The sequence below is a fragment of the Lipingzhangella halophila genome (genome assembly GCF_014203805.1).
In the GTDB taxonomy this organism is placed as follows: domain Bacteria; phylum Actinomycetota; class Actinomycetes; order Streptosporangiales; family Streptosporangiaceae; genus Lipingzhangella; species Lipingzhangella halophila.
Genome location: NZ_JACHJT010000001.1, coordinates 5,761,377 through 5,777,121 on the forward strand (window position 1 = coordinate 5,761,377; position 15,745 = coordinate 5,777,121).

Annotated in this window: 15 protein-coding genes; 5 read left to right on the forward strand and 10 right to left on the reverse strand. The window is 70.4% G+C overall.

Annotation, left to right across the window (positions count from 1 at the left end; all coding sequences use genetic code 11):
* Window positions 1–67: 67 nt before the first annotated feature.
* On the reverse strand, window positions 68–1,570 hold the full coding sequence (locus tag F4561_RS26185; protein ID WP_184582665.1) for a PepSY-associated TM helix domain-containing protein: 1,503 nt from the start codon (window positions 1,568–1,570) through the stop codon (window positions 68–70).
* A 147-nt stretch (window positions 1,571–1,717) separates the two neighbouring features.
* Window positions 1,718–2,308: a hypothetical protein gene (locus tag F4561_RS26190; RefSeq protein ID WP_184582667.1), complete on the reverse strand. Its 591-nt coding sequence runs from the start codon at window positions 2,306–2,308 to the stop codon at window positions 1,718–1,720.
* Between the two features lie 442 nt (window positions 2,309–2,750).
* On the opposite strand from F4561_RS26190, the gene F4561_RS26195 reads away from it, so the two are divergent.
* Window positions 2,751–3,947, forward strand: a complete 1,197-nt coding sequence (locus F4561_RS26195; protein WP_184582669.1) for an acyl-CoA dehydrogenase family protein — start codon at window positions 2,751–2,753, stop codon at window positions 3,945–3,947.
* 84 nt (window positions 3,948–4,031) lie between these two features.
* Here F4561_RS26195 and F4561_RS26200 read toward each other — a convergent pair whose 3' ends face one another.
* Genes F4561_RS26200 through F4561_RS26220 form a run of 5 tightly spaced genes read right to left on the reverse strand, consistent with a single transcriptional unit; the run spans window position 4,032 to window position 8,130 of the window.
* On the reverse strand, window positions 4,032–4,604 hold the full coding sequence (locus F4561_RS26200; RefSeq protein ID WP_184582671.1) for a GAF domain-containing protein: 573 nt from the start codon (window positions 4,602–4,604) through the stop codon (window positions 4,032–4,034).
* A 35-nt stretch (window positions 4,605–4,639) separates the two neighbouring features.
* On the reverse strand, window positions 4,640–5,230 hold the full coding sequence (locus tag F4561_RS26205) for a GTP-binding protein (RefSeq protein WP_184582673.1): 591 nt from the start codon (window positions 5,228–5,230) through the stop codon (window positions 4,640–4,642).
* Entirely contained in the window at window positions 5,208–5,579 is a 372-nt protein-coding gene (locus F4561_RS26210) for a DUF742 domain-containing protein (RefSeq protein ID WP_184582675.1), read from the reverse strand. Before F4561_RS26210 ends, F4561_RS26205 begins: the two co-directional genes overlap by 23 nt.
* Complete coding sequence (locus F4561_RS26215) at window positions 5,566–6,021, reverse strand: roadblock/LC7 domain-containing protein (protein ID WP_184582677.1); 456 nt, start codon at window positions 6,019–6,021, stop codon at window positions 5,566–5,568. Before F4561_RS26215 ends, F4561_RS26210 begins: the two co-directional genes overlap by 14 nt.
* A 51-nt stretch (window positions 6,022–6,072) precedes the next feature.
* Entirely contained in the window at window positions 6,073–8,130 is a 2,058-nt protein-coding gene (locus tag F4561_RS26220) for a sensor histidine kinase (RefSeq protein WP_184582679.1), read from the reverse strand.
* A gap of 885 nt (window positions 8,131–9,015) precedes the next feature.
* Here F4561_RS26220 and F4561_RS26225 point away from each other — a divergent pair.
* On the forward strand, window positions 9,016–10,569 hold the full coding sequence (locus F4561_RS26225; RefSeq protein WP_184582681.1) for an OmpA family protein: 1,554 nt from the start codon (window positions 9,016–9,018) through the stop codon (window positions 10,567–10,569).
* 43 nt (window positions 10,570–10,612) lie between these two features.
* Here F4561_RS26225 and F4561_RS26230 read toward each other — a convergent pair whose 3' ends face one another.
* Window positions 10,613–11,440, reverse strand: coding sequence for a hypothetical protein (locus F4561_RS26230; protein ID WP_184582683.1), 828 nt, complete (start codon window positions 11,438–11,440; stop codon window positions 10,613–10,615).
* Between the two features lie 229 nt (window positions 11,441–11,669).
* On the opposite strand from F4561_RS26230, the gene F4561_RS26235 reads away from it, so the two are divergent.
* Complete coding sequence (locus tag F4561_RS26235; RefSeq protein WP_184582684.1) at window positions 11,670–11,999, forward strand: DUF2795 domain-containing protein; 330 nt, start codon at window positions 11,670–11,672, stop codon at window positions 11,997–11,999.
* Window positions 12,000–12,196: 197 nt separating this feature from the next.
* Here the strand turns inward: F4561_RS26235 and F4561_RS26240 are convergent, their stop codons facing one another.
* Window positions 12,197–13,024, reverse strand: a complete 828-nt coding sequence (locus tag F4561_RS26240) for a sugar phosphate isomerase/epimerase family protein (RefSeq protein ID WP_184582686.1) — start codon at window positions 13,022–13,024, stop codon at window positions 12,197–12,199.
* A complete protein-coding gene (locus F4561_RS26245) occupies window positions 13,021–14,184 on the reverse strand; it encodes a dihydrodipicolinate synthase family protein (RefSeq protein WP_184582688.1) in 1,164 nt (387 codons plus the stop codon). The genes F4561_RS26240 and F4561_RS26245 overlap by 4 nt, the downstream gene beginning before the upstream one ends.
* Window positions 14,185–14,552: 368 nt before the next feature.
* On the opposite strand from F4561_RS26245, the gene F4561_RS26250 reads away from it, so the two are divergent.
* Together F4561_RS26250 and F4561_RS26255 are read left to right on the forward strand one after the other, a co-directional pair.
* Entirely contained in the window at window positions 14,553–15,191 is a 639-nt protein-coding gene (locus F4561_RS26250) for an RpnC/YadD family protein (RefSeq protein WP_312885547.1), read from the forward strand.
* Window positions 15,192–15,262: 71 nt separating this feature from the next.
* Window positions 15,263–15,724, forward strand: coding sequence for a hypothetical protein (locus F4561_RS26255; protein WP_184582690.1), 462 nt, complete (start codon window positions 15,263–15,265; stop codon window positions 15,722–15,724).
* Window positions 15,725–15,745: the final 21 nt, after the last annotated feature.

Here is a 15,745-nt window from a genome sequence, read left to right on the forward strand (position 1 = left end):
GGCTTCCGACCGGTAGTCCCCGCACGGGGCGGGCGCGGTGCGCCCGCCCCGTGCGTCTCGGGCAGCGTCAGTCCGCCACAGCCCGGGACCGCGGTTCCGGGCTGGTTTCCGGCCCGGATACCCGCCGGTTCCGGCGCCGCCGCCCTGCCGCGACCACGCCGTCAACGACGAGGAACAGCAGCAGCGAGACACCGAACACCGGCAGCAACACGCCGATTCCCACTGCCGCGGCCACGAGGAGGACGCGGGTACCCAGCGGCAGCGTCCGCCAGGCCCCGCGCGGGAACGGCCGGCCCGGCGCGAACCCGCCGCTCGCCGTGGGGCGGCGCTGGAACCACATCCGGTAGCCCAGGATCACCAGGCCGATGACCGACAGCGCGGTAGCCGCGAGCAGCAGTTGGTTCGGCAGCCCGAAGAGCAGGCCCATGTGGAACGCGATACCCCAGGCGGTCAGCTTGGCCATGAACGGGAAGTCGGTGAACCGCAGCTCCTCGACGACCTCGCCGTTCTGCTGGTCGACCGCAACCGAGCCCCGGTGGGCGGGCCACTCTCGCGACGTCTGCTGGACGATGTAGGGCTCCTCGGCGGAGGCGGGCAGGCTGACCTCGACGGGGCCGCTCATCCCGGCCGCGCGGGCCGACTCCAGCGCCCTGTCCACCCCGACATCCCGCGCCGCGTCCGCTCCCGCGCCGGAGGAGCCTCGTCCGGCGTCTCCGGGAGCCTCCTCGGCGGCGCTGAGCGCCGGGGTCTGCCAGTTCATCGCCTCGCGGATCTTGCCGATGTTGTCGCCCGCGTACGTCGACCAGGTCAGGCCGGTCGCGGAAAGCACGAAGAAGCCCGCGACCGCCCAGATTCCGACGGAGCCGTGCCAGGACATGGCCCGGTTGCGGCCGCGCGCGCGGTTGTCGGGGGCCAGGACGCCCCGAATCCGGCGTTGACCGCGCCGCTTGGACACCCACAGCAGCACACCCCCGCCGGCGACCGCCCAGAGCCAGCTCGCCGCGAGCTCGCTGTAGACCCGTCCGGGATCGCCCAGGTGCAGGTGGCGGTGCAGCTCGGAGATCCAGGAACGGACCGGGAGCGCACCACTGCTTCCGTAGCTGTCCAGCTTGCCGAGAACCTCGCCGGTGTAGGGGTCGACGAAGACCCCCGTGCGGTGGCTCTCCTCCAGGCCGGGCTCGTCGAACAGGACCCGGGTGCTCTCGTCGGGGTCCTCGCCGAGGCGCACCGCGTTCAGGGTTCCCTCGGGATGCGCGTCGGCGGCCGCCGCGACCTGGTCCGCCAGCGGAATCCGCTCGTCCCCGACGGGGACGCGCAGCTCGTCGGCGTAGACGGCCTGCTCGATCTGCGGGGAGAACGCGTACAGCAGTCCCGACGTGGCGGCCACCAGCAGGAACGGCGCCACCAGGACGCCGGCGTAGAAGTGCAGCCGCAGCAGAGCGGGACGCAGCAGCGACCAGGCGGAGCGCCGCCCACCAGGTGGCGCTCCCGGCCGGCGCGGGCTTTGCGCTGGGGTGCCCGCGTCAGGGGGCACAGGATCGGTGTCGGGGAGGTGTTGCGAAGAGGTCATGAGGTGCCTTCCAGAACAACCCGGCGCGCGTGCGGGACGCGCCGCCGGCGAAACGTGGCCTACTCGCCCGGCCGCACGCGGGCATGGGAATGCGGGCATGCGGGCGGGAGCCGCCGCGCGGTCCGCGCGGCGGTGGTACGGGTCGGTTCAGGAGGGCACTGGCGGGCCGCGGCTCACCACGACATGCCGCAGGAACTGCGCCGCCGGGCCGCGGGGCGCCGCGCGGGGGTACGACCGCACGCGGCCGGGATGCCGTGCCGGTACCTGCCCGGGGTCGATGACCAGACGGATCAGCGCGTCCCGGAGCACGGTCCGGAAGATCCGCAGGAGCGCGAAGACCGAGGACTCCCCCTGCCGCAGCCACCACGCGCTGACCACCGAGGCCAGTAGGTGCGCGAAGAGCATCGCGAGACCGCCGTCGGCGGAGGATTCCAGCGGCACCGCGTGGGCGCCGTGGCCGGCGGATGCCGCCGGCGCGGCCGCGGAGGGCTGGCCGACGGACAGGATCGGGTGCAGCGCAAGCTGCCCCCACACCATCCAGCCGCAGATGGGCCAGAACCTGAGCTCCCGGCCGGTGAGCGCGTAGGCGATCCAGAGGACCAGCAGGAACCCGGCAGCCACACTGGTGGGCGCGACCGCGTGACCGGAGGTCAGAGCGTGCCCGGCGACGGACACGCCGACACACACCGCGGCGAACATCGCGGCGCGCGGCCATCGGGGCGGCGGACTGCCGGACATGGCGCAATTCTCACACCCGCCGAGGCGAACTACGCGGGTGCCCCATGCCGTTGCGGCGCCCGGGTCCAGCGCGGGACCGAAAGCACCGGACTCAGTATCGGACAGCCCGGAAATCGCTGTTACGGACACGAATCGGGAGCTGGAACGCCACTGTCACACAGAATTCCGCGATCCTCGCGGCGCGTCCGCCAAACCGGCCACAGCGCCGTCACACGAGGTAAGGATGCCGCTCGGAGGCAGTGCCACGCGGCCGTCACGCCAATCACGAACAGGAGATGACGCGCATCACGGCCATTCACACGCACCACAAGCCAAACATGACTTGAGATTTACCTCGGACATTTGGACCATATGCGTGCGGGCGCCCCAGGATGAGCCGCCGGGTGCTGCCACGCCCGCGGGGACCGTCCCGCACCGATCGCCGACTCGTGAGGAGAGCCGCATGTCCGGCCCGTTCACTACAGAGCGTATCGAACTCCTACGGAACGAGGTTCGCGATTTCGCGGAGTCCGAGGTGCTCCCCAAAGTCCCCAGCATGGAAGAGTCGCGGTCCGTCGCGGACGAGCTGTCCCGGCTGATCGCCAAGCAGGGGTGGATCGGGGCCACCATCGGGCCGAGCTTCGGCGGCATGGGCCTGGGCCACCTGGCCAAGACCGTCATCATCGAGGAACTGTCGCGGGTCAGCGGGGCCATGGGCGCCATGGTCCAGGCGTCGCAGCTCGGGGTCGCCAAGATCGTGCACTTCGGCAACGAGCTACAGCAGAAAACCTGGTTACCCGCCATCGCCACTGGCGAGTGCCTACCGACGATCGCCGTGACCGAGTCCGAGTCCGGCGGGCACGTCCTTGGTATGGCGGCGAACGCGGTGCGCGACGGCGACGACTACATCCTCAACGGCCGGAAGGTGTTCGTCGGCAACAGCCACGTCGGCGACCTGCACGGCGTCATCGTCCGCACCGGAGACGGGTCCAAAGGACTGTCGGCGTTCCTGGTGGAGTCGGACCGCCCCGGCCTCTCGCTCGGGCCGCACCGCGCCGCCATGGGCCTACACGGCTTCAGTTTCGGCGAGCTGGTTTTCGATGATTGCCGGGTTCCCGCTGGGAACCTCCTCGGATCCGAGGGCGATGGCCTGGCCGTCGCGTACTCGTCGAGCGTGCTGTACGGCAGGGCCAACCTCGCCGCGGTCTCCCTGGGAATCCACCAGGCGATCCTGGAGGAGACCACCGGGTACTGCACCAGCCAGCACCGCTACGGCGCACCACTGAGCGAGCTCCCCACGATCAAGATGAAGCTGGGGCAGATACAGTCGCGGCTGATGACCAGCCGGCTGGCGCTCTACCACGCGGTGCACATGCTGGACCAGGCGCTGCCCTGCGACGCCGAGCTGATGAACGCCAAGCTCGTCAACGTCGAGAACGCCCTCGACTCCGCGCGCAGCGCCATGGAGATGCACGCCGCCAGCGGCCTCTATACCGACCGGCCGATCGAACGCTACCTGCGCGACGCGCACCACATATTCGCCCCGGCGGGCACCTCCGACATCCAGTTGCTCCGGCTGAGCGAAGTCGCGCTGGGCCGCCACAACCGGCAGTGGTCGGACCAGCTCGCCGACCGCCTGGAATCCGAGGCCGTGCTCTAGAAAGACCGCCGCCCCCGCGCGCTGGGCGGCCGAGGCCGGGAGGAACCTCCTGGACCGCGGTCCTCGTTCCTCCCGGCCTTCGTGCTAGCTCGCGGTCTCGATTCCCTCGCGCCGGTGCACGAGCCGCATGAGCTCCGCGGCGCGCTGCTTGATGAGCTCCAGGCCGGGACGGCCCCACGGCCGCGGCTCGCGGTCCACGACGCAGATCGTGCCGAGGGTCATCCCTGTGCGGTCGATCAGGGGGGCGCCCATGTACGAACGGATCCCGATCGTGTCGACCACCGGGTTACCGGCGAACCGCGGGTAGTCGCAGACGTCGTCCAGCACCAGCGGAAGACGCCGCACCACCACGTGCGGGCAGTACCCGTGGTCGCGTGCCATGATCCGGTCCGGCTCCGAGGTGGCCGCGGGTTCCGCCAGCGCGTTGGCGGCCTGCCCCTGCGCGGCGGCGTGCAGCCCGGCGAAGTACTGGCGGGTCTCATCGATGAAGTTGACCATCGCGAACGGCGCGCCCGTGGTGGTCCCCAGGTCGCGCGCGAACTCGTCGAACTCCGGGTCCGGGTGATCGCCCAGTCCGAGTTCGCGCAGCCGCTCCATCCGGCGCGGTGCTTCCTGGTCTACGGGGGTAAGTAGGTGTCCTGCGGGTTCAGCGTTCATTGGGAGGGCTCCATTCCAGGCAGTTCATCGGGTGGCTAGCCGAGCTGCGACGAGGGGCGCGCAACGCCCGCAAGTACCTGCTGGACCAGGGTGACCAGTACGGATGTCGCGGAGCGGGGGTCGCGCGCGTCGCAGAGCACGACCGGCACATTGGGCTGCAGTTTGAGAGCCGCACTCACCTCCTCGGGGTCGTAGCGGTAAGCGTCGTCGAACTCGTTGACGGCGACAAGGAAGTCGATCCCGCGGCGCTCGAAGAAGTCAACCGCGTCGAAGCTGGCGTCCAGGCGACGCGCGTCGACCAGCACGACCGCGCCCAGCGTCCCGGTGGACAGCTCGTTCCACATGAACCAGAACCGGTCCTGACCGGGCGTGCCGAACAGGTAGAGGATGTGTTGCGGGTCGATAGTGATGCGGCCGAAGTCGAAGGCCACCGTGGTGGTGGTCTTGTCCTCCACCCCCAGCAGGCTGTCGGTACCGATACTGGCGGCGGTAATGAGCTCCTCGGTGCTTAGGGGCTCGATCTCGCTCGTCGAACCGATGAGGGTTGTCTTCCCGACACCAAAACCACCCGCGATCAGGATCTTGACCGCGGTGGGAAACAGCTCAGAGCCGTTTTCGTAGGCCATCGAGCACCGCCTCCAGTACGTTGATGTCGGTGGGACTGGCCATAGCGGCGGAGGGTCTGGTGGTCACCGCGCCGCAGTCCACAAGGTCAGAGAGCAGGATCTTGGTGACCACCGCGGGCAGGTGCAGCCGCGCCGCGACCTCGGCGACGGAGGTCGGGTCCTGGCACAGGCCGAGAGCCTGCGCGTGCTCCGGGGCGAGCTGTGCCTGGCGGACCCGACCAGTGGAGCGCACCATGGACACCAGATCCAACTCGTTGGTCGGGCTGGTGCGCCCCGCACTCACTGTGTACGGGCGCACCAGGCGCCCGGCATCGTGGTCGAGCCATGCGCCGCCCTCAGAGCCCGCCATGCTCACTGGGGCGGGTCGTCGCGGGGCGGGCGGCGGGCGCGGAGCGGGCCGGCGTCCCCAGGAACGGCCGTACGCTCTTGATGAGCTGTGACATTTCGTAGCCGAGTACCCCGGCGTCGGCCTCCCGGCCGGCCAGGACGGCGAGGACCGAGCCGAAGCCCGCCGACGAGACGAACAGCATGGTGTCGTCGAGTTCAACTACTACCTGCCGAACACCGTCACTACCCCCGAACCGGGCACCAGTGCCCCGCGCGAGGGAAAACAGCCCAGAGGCGATCGCAGCCAACTGCTCCGCGCTTTCGGTGTCCATGCCGTAGACGGCTTTTGTCAGCCCATCGGCTGACAGCAGGACGGTACTGCGGGTGTGTGGAACCCGCTCGACCAGATTGCTCAGCAGCCAACCGAGATCCGAATTCTGGCTCGGGGGAACAGGGCTCACCATTGTGGATGAACTCTCCTTCGCGGGCGTGTGATGCGTGCTCAGCTCGAGTTGTCAGTCGGTGCGGTCGCCGGGTCTGTTCCTGTCCTCCTCCTCGGCCTGGCTGAACCCGCCCTGGAAAGCGGCCATCAGCCCTGGAGAGTGCTCGGTGCCCGGTTCGTCGTCGCGTGGTTCGGGGGACTCGCGCAGCTGGGGGGCCAGGTGGGTCTGGGCACGGCGCTGCGGAAGCGGGGGGCGGTGCTCGTTGCCCGGAGGCGCCGAATGTGCTGTAGAGGCAGCGAGGGAAGTGGACGCGGGACGCCGCGAGATGAACTCCGAACCGGCCCGCTGTTCGCCCGTCCCCTGCGGCGCCGGCCCCGATCCGTTACCGCCTCCCGGGGCGGCCGGTGGCGGCTCCGCGTGGCTCGCCGCCGGGGTGGGCCACTGCGGCGGCCGGGAAGTGCCCGATGCCGGGGCTGGTTCCGGGCGTACCTGCGCCCCTGTGTCCTGCGGCACCGGCCCCGATCCGTTACCGCCTCCCGGGGCGGTCGGTGGCGGCTCCGCGTGGCTCGCCGCCGGGGTGGGCCACTGCGGCGGCCGGGAAGTGCCCGATGCCGGGGCTGGTTCCGGGCGTACCTGCGCCCCTGTGTCCTGCGGCACCGGCCCTGAACCGGAACCGCCTCCCGGGGCGGTCGGTGGCGGCTCCGCGTGGCTCGCCGCCGGGGTGGGCCACTGCGGCGGCCGGGAAGTGCCCGATGCCGGGGTCGGTTCCGGGCGTACCTGCGCCCCTGTGTCCTGCGGCACCGGCCCCGAACCGGAACCGCCCCCGGACGCGGTCGGTGGCGGCTCCGCGTACGGCGACGGCGCGGCAGCGCGCTGCGGTGTCTCGGGGACACCGGGTGCCGGGGCGGGCTCCGGCTGCGCCTGCGTCCCCGTGTCCTGGCCCTGCGGGCTGATCAGGCTCCTCGGTAGCACGGCGACCGCCTGAGTACCGCCGTACACGTTGGTCTGGAGCTGGACCCGTGCCCCGTGTTTGCGGGCGAGGGCCGCGACCACGTAGAGGCCGATACGGCCGTCGCGCAGCAGCTCACCGATGTTGACCTGGCCGGGGTCAGCGAGCAGGCCGTTCATCCGGCGCTGGTCGGCGGGAGCCATTCCCAGGCCGCGGTCCTCGACCTCGACGGCCACGCCGGCGGCGACTTCTTCAGCACGGACCACCACGTGGGCGTGCGGCGGAGAGAACTTCGCGGCGTTCTCGATGAGCTCGGCGACCAGGTGGATCACGTCGACGACGGCGGCGCCGTGCACCGCGCCGGCGCTCGGCGGCACCACCTTGACACGCGGGTAGGACTCGACCTCGGCGACAGCGGAGCGCAACACCTCGTACAGGTTCACCGGGCGGCTCCACCGCCGCCCGGACGCGGCACCCCCGAGCACGGCGAGGCTCTCCGACTGGCGGCGCATCTGGGTGGCGAGGTGGTCGATCGTGAACAGGCCCTTGAGCAGGTCGGGATCCTCGACCTTGGCTTCCAGCTCGTCGAGGAGGCTGATCTCGCGGTGCACGAGCGACTGCATCCGCCGGGCCACGTTGACGAACACCTCGACCTGCTGCTCGGACCCGGCAACCGGCTTCATGTTCGCTACCTGCAGGACCGTGTTCTGCGCGGCGCTTTGCGAACGGAGCAGGTCGTACTCCAGCAGCACGAACGCGTCGGTGGTTTCGGCGGGCAGCGCGTCGACACTGCGTGGTACGGCGTCTTCACCGTTGCGGACTTTCTCCACGAGGTGCTGCAATTCGCTGTTACCGCGAGCACTCAGGGAGCACAGGGCTTCGAGCCTCTCCTCGATCCGGCCCGTGGCGTAGGTGGCCGCGTAGACCGCACCGGCCAGGACAAGTACAGCGCCCCCCGCCGCCATGGCCAGCACGATGCGGGTCGTCAGCACGGAGGGGGTGACGGCGAGCAGGATCACGACGGCCGCAACCGCCAGGAGCATCACCATGGCGGCTGGAACCACGGAGATCCACAGGTGGAGGCCACGCAGTCCGCTCGCGGTACCCGCGTCCTGCGCGGGGTGTCTGCGGTGTCGCGCGTCTGGGTGTTCGCCAGCGCTGGGCGGGGGGTGTTCAGGCATTGGCGTCCTCAAGGCGTGAGGCCGGTCGACAACAGGACAACAATAGCGATTTCAACGCCTAAAGATGACCGAAAACGGCCACATACGCGCATTCGCGTTCGCGTTGGGTCCATGCGCTGTCCGAATGATCGCGTTCCCCGCCATCAGCGGTCTCATGGCCGTCGTAGTGGTCCTCGGGCGACCCCCGTGAGAACCGCCGTTGATCGTCTTCCTGGCGGCTGGCGTCACCTGTGGGGGGAGCCGCTCGCTGGCTTCGGTTTCGAACACTGGTTCGTCAGAATGGGTAGCCGGAATAATCAGCGACGCACGGGTGCCGGCCGGTCCCGCTGCGCAACCATGGCGAATTCGCTTAGCAGGAGCGGAGGCCTCGGGATGCCCTGCCGTGTAGCAGGAACAGCGGGAACCCGCGAGGAAGAACCGCACCAGCCGGCCTTGGCGCCGGTTGGGACCCCAGGCCTTGGCCGTGGGAGGAGACCAACCACTCGCAGTCGCGCCCGGCGGGACGCCGGGATCCACACACTCGCAGGCGTTGCCGCAGGGGCGCAAGAGGCCCGACACGGCTGATCTGTCACTCCTGGGCGTCGCCGATACCAGGCCGACCATAGCCGCAGCGCTCGTCCCGCCCACCGACCGGACCGGCTCGGCGCACCGCCCTCTCGCCGGTCGCGCCAACCGCGCCAACGGCACAGACCGGGTGCGCTGGCTGACCACGTCGGCGGCTCCGAGGGCGTGGTGCGTACGCACACCCGACACGCGCGAAACGGGTGTGGGGCGGGCGGCGGGCACCCGGCCAGGGATCCGACTATCGTTCCACTCGCCAGTACCGCCGGAAGTGCTGGAGGATAACCCCCGGCGATCCCCCATCAACGATCGGAGCTCCCTCGCATGGCCCGGACGACGCCCACCCCTGCTATGGCACTGCTGGCCACCGGCAGCCTCCTCCTCAGCGGCTGCAGCCTGTTCGACGACGACGGCCCGCCGGAGGTCAAGGAGGAGTTCCCGTACACCCGGGAGGGGCGGATCTTCCAGGACACCGGAAACGACGAGGAGATGCGGTTCTCCGTCACCGCCCTGGAGCGCACTCCCGACCACACCGTCCTGCACTACGAGGTCGAATACCCCGACGGCTTCGAGGGCGCCAACCGCAACCTCAGCATGCCGCACACCCTGGTCGACCCCATGACCGGTCAGGTCTTCCGCGAGTACGTCGACAGCGACGGCCTGAAGTACGGCTCCGTCAGCCCGAACAACGACGGCCTGTACCCCGTGCACGACGGGACCACCAACGAGTACCGCAGGTACTTCCCGCCCATCCCCAAGGACGTCGAGCAGGTGACGTTCGTGGGCAGCGGGCTCGGCGCCATGACGGGCATCCCCATCCAGGACGTCGACGAGGACCGGCCCGGCCCGGAGAACCCGAACGGCCCGGACCATCTCTCGCCCGACAACCCGCCGGATGACACCCTCACGTTCGAGAACCGCCCGCCCGACGACGACGCGGAGGCCGACACCGGATGGGTGGAGAGCTTCGTCGACTCCGACATCGCCTCCATCACCCGCGACGGGGACCGCGAGACCATTTCGCTGCACTCCGACGTAATGTTCGAGTTCGACGAGTCCGACCTGACCGACGAGGCCGAGGACGTCGTGCGCCAGGCGGCCGGGACGCTGGCGAGCAACGTCTCCGAGGACGGCTCGGAGATCACCGTTATCGGGCACACCGACGGCAAGGGGTCCGACGCCTACAACCAGAACCTGTCCGAGGAGCGCGCGCAGACCGTACGCGACCTGCTCCTGGAGGAACTGGGGGACGACTACAGCTACGAGGTCGAGGGACGCGGCAGCACCGAGCCGGTGGCCGTCGAAGGCGGCCCCGACGACGAGGAGGCCCGAGCCCGCAACCGGCGGGTCGAGTTCTCCTACGACATCCAGGCCTCGGGCGAGCAGGAGGAGGAAGACGAGGACGGGCTCGGCGTCGCGCAACGCACCGTCACCTGGCCGGCGCCGTTCACCGACGACAACGGCAGCGTCGTCGCCACCGAGGAGAAGGGCGACGTGAAGCTGGAGGTGTACCCGCTGCGCCGCGATGGCGCCTACGTGATCTCCACGGTGGCGCTGACCAACGAGTCCGATGAGCCCACCGTGCTGGACATGGGGGCCGACCGCGAGGAGCAGGCGGGCGGTCCGGAGCAGTTCAGCTCCGGCTCACTGGGCGGCTTCCAGCTCCTCGACCCCGAGACCGACCTGGTGCGCTACGTCGCGCAAATGACCCTGGAGAACGGCGGGTCCAGCGGCTTCGCCGAAGAGGTGCACGAGCTGCAGCCGGACAACACCTACGACCTTGTCGCGGTGTTCGCCGCCCCGCCGGTCGACACCGAGGAACTCACCCTGCGCGCCGGCCCGTTCGGCGAGATCGAGGAGGTCCCGATCGAGGAGTGAGCACCCGGAACGGGGCGCCGGCCCGCCATGCGGGCGGGCGCCCCTACTCCTTGGCTTGCTCGGCGGCCTGGAACACGACGTCCTCCAGGTCCTTCTTGCCGGCGTCCGAAGACACGGCGATGGCAGAGACGTAGAAGTCGTCGGGCATCGACAGGTGCAGGCTCTTGGTCGACCCTTCGACCGTGGCTACGTAGTCGAGCTCCCCGCCGAGCGAGTCGGCCTGGGCGGTGCGGTAGTTGTCGACGTTGACGTCGATGTCCACCTCCCAGTTCATCTCCTCCCCGTCGGGCTGCTGCGCCACGTCCAGCCGCGCGCTCGGGTCGGCGTTCTCCGTGAAGACAAGCGCGAACGACTGCCCGGAGCCACCCGACTCGGACCACACGCAGGACAACTGCTCGGCGTCGGGGGCTCCGTCGATCCCGCCGGAGTCCTCGACCACGGTGGCGCCCTGCGGGGCAAGGCCGGAGGCGAGCTGCTCGGCACCGACGCCGGCGCAGGAGTCGGGCATCGCGGCCTGGTCGCCGCCCTGCTCACCCGACTCCTCGTCCTCGCCGCCGGAGTCCTCCTCCTCGCCGTCGGCCTGTTCGGATTCCCCGCCGTCCTCCTCGTCATCGCCGAACGAGAACCAGTCACCGATGGACCACGAGTCCTCTTCCTCCTCGTTGCCCTCGCCGTCGGCCTGTTCGGAGTCGCCGCCCTCCTCACCCTCGTCGTCACCGAACGAGAACCAGTCGGACCACGAGTCCTCGTCGACCGACGTCGCGTCGTCGACGTTCTCGGAGTCACAGCCCGCGAGCAGCATGGTGGTGGCCAGGATGGCACCGGCGGTCGCGGCGTACCGGGAGGGAATGCTGGGGGATGCGAGTCGCATGGCGAACCTTCATCGTCGGAGACATGACCGGCGAGCCAGGGGAAGACGCCGGTGCGAACAGACGAAACCGTAGCAAGACGGCAGCGGGCGCGGCGGCGTCCGCGCGCCTTCGCGAATCCTCCACGCTCGGCGCGGACCGGATCAAGACCGTCCCGTGCGCTTTGAAGATCCCCTCCCGCGGTAGAGGGCACCCAACGCGGTACCCAACCCGGTGGAGAGGAGCACGACGATGGTGGCAACGACGACGACCGAACGCTTGCAGGCCGCACTGAGCGACGCGGACTTCCCCGCGGACAAGGACCGGCTGCTCGAATTCGCGCGCGCGAACGGCGCCGACGACGAGACGGTCCGCGCGCTCCGCGCCCTGCCGGTGGCGGAGTACGAGAACTTCGAGCAGGTGGCCGCTTCCGTCGCGAAGACCGACGCGGGCGGCCCGACCGACGACGCGGACAAGGCGAACGCCCGCCGGCACCACACCCACCCGCAGATGGCCGAGCGGGAGAAGGACATTCCCAGCAACCCGATCGTGGAAGAACTCGGGGAGAACCGCGGCAGCTAACGGCACAGCGCAGCGAGCCCCGCGCGTGGGGCGCGGGAGGCAGCGTTGCGCGTTCGGAGCCGGGGCCAGCGAGGCGCACGCGGAGGCGGGACGCACCCGGACCCCCGCTGGTGTGCCCCGGAACAGGCCCGCGGACGGGCGGACCCGTGGACACCGCGAGCCCGCGCACGGGGCGTGGGTAGGGGCGCGACCGGTGTTCAGCCGCAGACGGTGTCGAGGTAGCGCTCGACCATGGTGCCCATGACCTCACCGGGCTCGCGTGCCCACACGTCCGCGTTGAAGATCTCCACCTCGATGTCGCCTCGGTACCCGGCGGCGTCCACAGCCGCGCGCAGCGGCGCGAACTCGATGTGGCCGTCACCCATCATTCCGCGCCCGAGCAGCACATCGGCGGGCAGCGGGGTGATCCAGTCGCTTACCTGGAAGCTTGCGATACGTGGGCCAGCTCGCTCGATCTGCGCGAACACCTCCGGGTCCCACCACACGTGGAAGGTGTCGACCACCACTCCCACCCGGTCGGTGGGGAACTCCTCGGCGATCGCGAGCGCCTGCCCCAGGGTGGACAGCACCCCGCGGTCGGCACAGTAGACGGGGTGCATCGGTTCCAGCGCGAGCCGCACACCGCGCTCGGCGGCGTACGGCGCCAGTTCGGCGAGCGCGCCGATGACGCGCTGGCGGGCGGCGGGCAGGTCACGCGAGCCATCGGGCAGCCCGCCGACAACGAGCACCAGGCACGGGGCACCGAGCTCCGCGGCCTCGTCGAGGGCCCTGCGGTTGTCGTCGAGGGCCGCGCGCCTGCGCGGGCCCTCCTCGGCGGTGAAGAAACCGCCACGGCACAACGACGACACGCGCAGCCCGGCGTCCCGCACGAGCTTGGCCGCCCGGCGCACGCCGGTCTCCTGCACCGGCTCGCGCCACAGACCGATCGCGGGGACCCCGGCCGCGAGACAGCCGTCGATGGCCTCTGGGGCCGTGCACCGGTTGACGGTCTTCTGGTTGAGCGAGAGGCGTTCGATTCCGGTCACCGGTCCACCCCCGCGACGTCGAGCAGTGAGCGCATTCGGGCCGCGGCCAGGTCGGGGTCGCTCAGCAGTCCCGCGTCCCCGGCGAGCCGGAAGGCGTGCGCCAGGTGGACGGTGCCGCGCCCGGCGTGCAGCCCGCCGACCATCGTGAATCCGGGCTGGTGCCCGCACAGCCAGGCCAGGAACGCGATACCGGTCTTGTAGTAGTAGGTGGGCGCGCTGAACAGGTGCCGGGCCAGGGGCACGGTCGGTTCGAGCGCGGCGTCGTAGGCGGCCTCGTCCCCGTCGTCCAGGGCGCGCAGCGCGGAGGCGGCGGCGGGCGCGATCGCGGCGAAGACACCGAGCAGCGCGTCGCTGTAGGCGCGGCCGTCCCCCTTTATCAGCTCCGGGTAGTGGAAGTCGTCGCCGGTGTAGAGCCGGACCCCTTCGGGAAGGGCCGCGCGAAGCCGGGTCTCGTGCGCGGCGTCCAGCAGCGAGACCTTGACGCCGTCGACCCTGTCGGCGTAACGGCGCAGCAGGGCCAGCAGCGACTCGGTGGCCTCGGCCACGTCATCCGACCCCCAGTAGCCGGCCAGCGCGGGGGCGAACATGGGGCCCAGCCAGTGCAGGATGGCCGGTTCGCGCACCTGGTCGAGCAGTTTGCCGTAGATCTCGTGGTAGTCCTTGGGCCCGCGGGCCAGCGCCGCCAGGTGCGGACTGGCCATGAGGATCACCTGGGCACCGGCGTCCTCGACCACCGCGGCCTGCTCCTCGTAGCCGGCCGCCACGTCCGCGAGGGCCGACGCGTCGGCGGGCAGGTGGTCGGTTCCGGCCCCCGCGGCGATCCGGCCGCCGGTGGCCCCGGCCTCGGCGGCGCTCCGGCGGATCAGCTCGCGGGTGGCCGGCCAGTCCAGCCCCATACCCCGTTGCGCGGTGTCCATGGCCTCGGCCACCCCGAGCCCGTGCGACCACAGGTGCCGCCGGAACGCCAGGGTGGCCTCCCAGTCCACGGCCGCGGGCGCGCCCGGCACGTTGTCCCCGAGGGGGTCGGCGGCCACGTGGGCGGCGGCGAACGCGATCCGGCTGTTCGGCGGATCGGCCGAGCGGTGCCATTTTCCCGGTTCAGGCACCTGGTAGTCGACGATGGAGCCGTCCGCGGCGGGCAGCCTGATGGTGGGGCTCACGGCACACCTCACGGTAGTCGGAAAGCGTTTTCCGTAAGCGTATCCGGGAGGCGGGACCAGGAGCAAGAAAACGCGACGATGGGGATGTTTCCCGATTCTCCCGCGCGTACCGTGCCCGACCTACTACATTTCGCGCATGCCTTCATGGGACCACGAGTTTCCACTCGACCTGCTCCGGAATTCGCCCGACCTCGCGGCGAAGCTGTTCGGCCACGCCGCGGGCAAACCGCTCCCCCACTACAGCCGCGCCCGATGCGACGCCAGCGAGGCCACCACCACCTCCCCGGCCGAGCTGTTGGCCGACTCCGTGGTGGTCCTGGAGGACGACCCCCCCTCGCCCCAACGCGCCACCGCTGGCGGCCATCATCGTGGAGAACCAGCGCAAACCCGACAAACGCAAGAAGTACTCCTGGCCCGCCTACGTGGCCAACGTGCGCCACCGGCTGCGCTGCCCGGTGCAGCTGCCGGTGCTCACCCCCACCCGGAACCTGGCCTACCGGTGCGCCGAACCGATCGACCTGGGCTGCGGTGAACTGCGCCCCGTGGCACTGCCGATGACCGCGCTGGAGCCCGTCACCGACCCCGACCAGGCCCGCCGGGAACCGGAAGTAGCCATACTCGCCGCGGCGATACACCGCACCGAGGACCCGGTGGTGATCAGATCGCTACAACCCGCATTCGATGCCATAGATGCGGAGCAGCGGTCTAGGTATTCTGACTATCTGGGCGCGGCGCTACCCGCCGCGGCCCGAAAACTCCTGGAGGACATCTTGACCGTGTCATACGAATGGCGGAGCGACGTCGGCCGCGCCTCGTACGCCGAGGGCGAGGCCAAGGGCAAAGCGGAAGGCAAAGCGGAAACCATCCTCACCATGCTGGAGAGCCGCGGGCTCACCATCTCCGAGCACGTCCGCCAACGCATCACCGAGTGCACCGACATCGACCAACTCGACGCGTGGGCACGCCGGGCAGCCACCATCGACCATGCCGAAGACCTGTTCTCCTGACCCATCCGCCGAGCTACCGCCCGGGCCCGGCATATGCCCGGGCCCGCTCCACCCCAGAAACCCGAACGAACGTGAACCACACCTCCTACAAGTGGCGGAGCGACATCGGCCGCGCTGCGTACGCCGAGGGCAAGGCTGAGGGCGAGGCCAAGGGCTGGGCCAAAGCCATCCTCCTCGTGCTGGAGGCCCGCGGGCTCACCACCTCCGAGCACGTCCGCCAACGCATCACCAAATGCACCGACATCGACCAACTCGCCATCTGGGCACGCCGGGCAGCCACCGCCGACAGCACCGAATACCTGCTCATCTGCTCCGCCGAGAACGAGCCCGATACTCCGCAGGGCCGCGAACACACCGCCAAATGCAAGGCCAGAGGGCTGGCTACGGCCACCCTCGCGGTGTCGGAGAGTCGCGGGATCGACATCCCCGCCGGCCTGCGCCAGTACCTCATGGAGTGCACCGACCCCGACCTGCAGCAGACCTGGTTGATACGCGCAGTTTCTGTCGAGCACGCCAAGGAGCTGTTCGCGTGACCGTGCCGGCCCGGGACGAGC

Excerpts from the sequence above, each read along its gene's own strand:
- F4561_RS26185 (WP_184582665.1), bottom strand. The coding sequence starts at position 1,570 with ATGACCTCTTCGCAACACCTCCCCGACACCGATCCTGTGCCCCCTGAC.
- F4561_RS26190 (WP_184582667.1), bottom strand. The coding sequence starts at position 2,308 with ATGTCCGGCAGTCCGCCGCCCCGATGGCCGCGCGCCGCGATGTTCGCC.
- F4561_RS26195 (WP_184582669.1), top strand. The coding sequence starts at position 2,751 with ATGTCCGGCCCGTTCACTACAGAGCGTATCGAACTCCTACGGAACGAG.
- F4561_RS26200 (WP_184582671.1), bottom strand. The coding sequence starts at position 4,604 with ATGAACGCTGAACCCGCAGGACACCTACTTACCCCCGTAGACCAGGAA.
- F4561_RS26205 (WP_184582673.1), bottom strand. The coding sequence starts at position 5,230 with ATGGCCTACGAAAACGGCTCTGAGCTGTTTCCCACCGCGGTCAAGATC.
- F4561_RS26210 (WP_184582675.1), bottom strand. The coding sequence starts at position 5,579 with ATGGCGGGCTCTGAGGGCGGCGCATGGCTCGACCACGATGCCGGGCGC.
- F4561_RS26215 (WP_184582677.1), bottom strand. The coding sequence starts at position 6,021 with ATGGTGAGCCCTGTTCCCCCGAGCCAGAATTCGGATCTCGGTTGGCTG.
- F4561_RS26220 (WP_184582679.1), bottom strand. The coding sequence starts at position 8,130 with ATGCCTGAACACCCCCCGCCCAGCGCTGGCGAACACCCAGACGCGCGA.
- F4561_RS26225 (WP_184582681.1), top strand. The coding sequence starts at position 9,016 with ATGGCCCGGACGACGCCCACCCCTGCTATGGCACTGCTGGCCACCGGC.
- F4561_RS26230 (WP_184582683.1), bottom strand. The coding sequence starts at position 11,440 with ATGCGACTCGCATCCCCCAGCATTCCCTCCCGGTACGCCGCGACCGCC.
- F4561_RS26235 (WP_184582684.1), top strand. The coding sequence starts at position 11,670 with ATGGTGGCAACGACGACGACCGAACGCTTGCAGGCCGCACTGAGCGAC.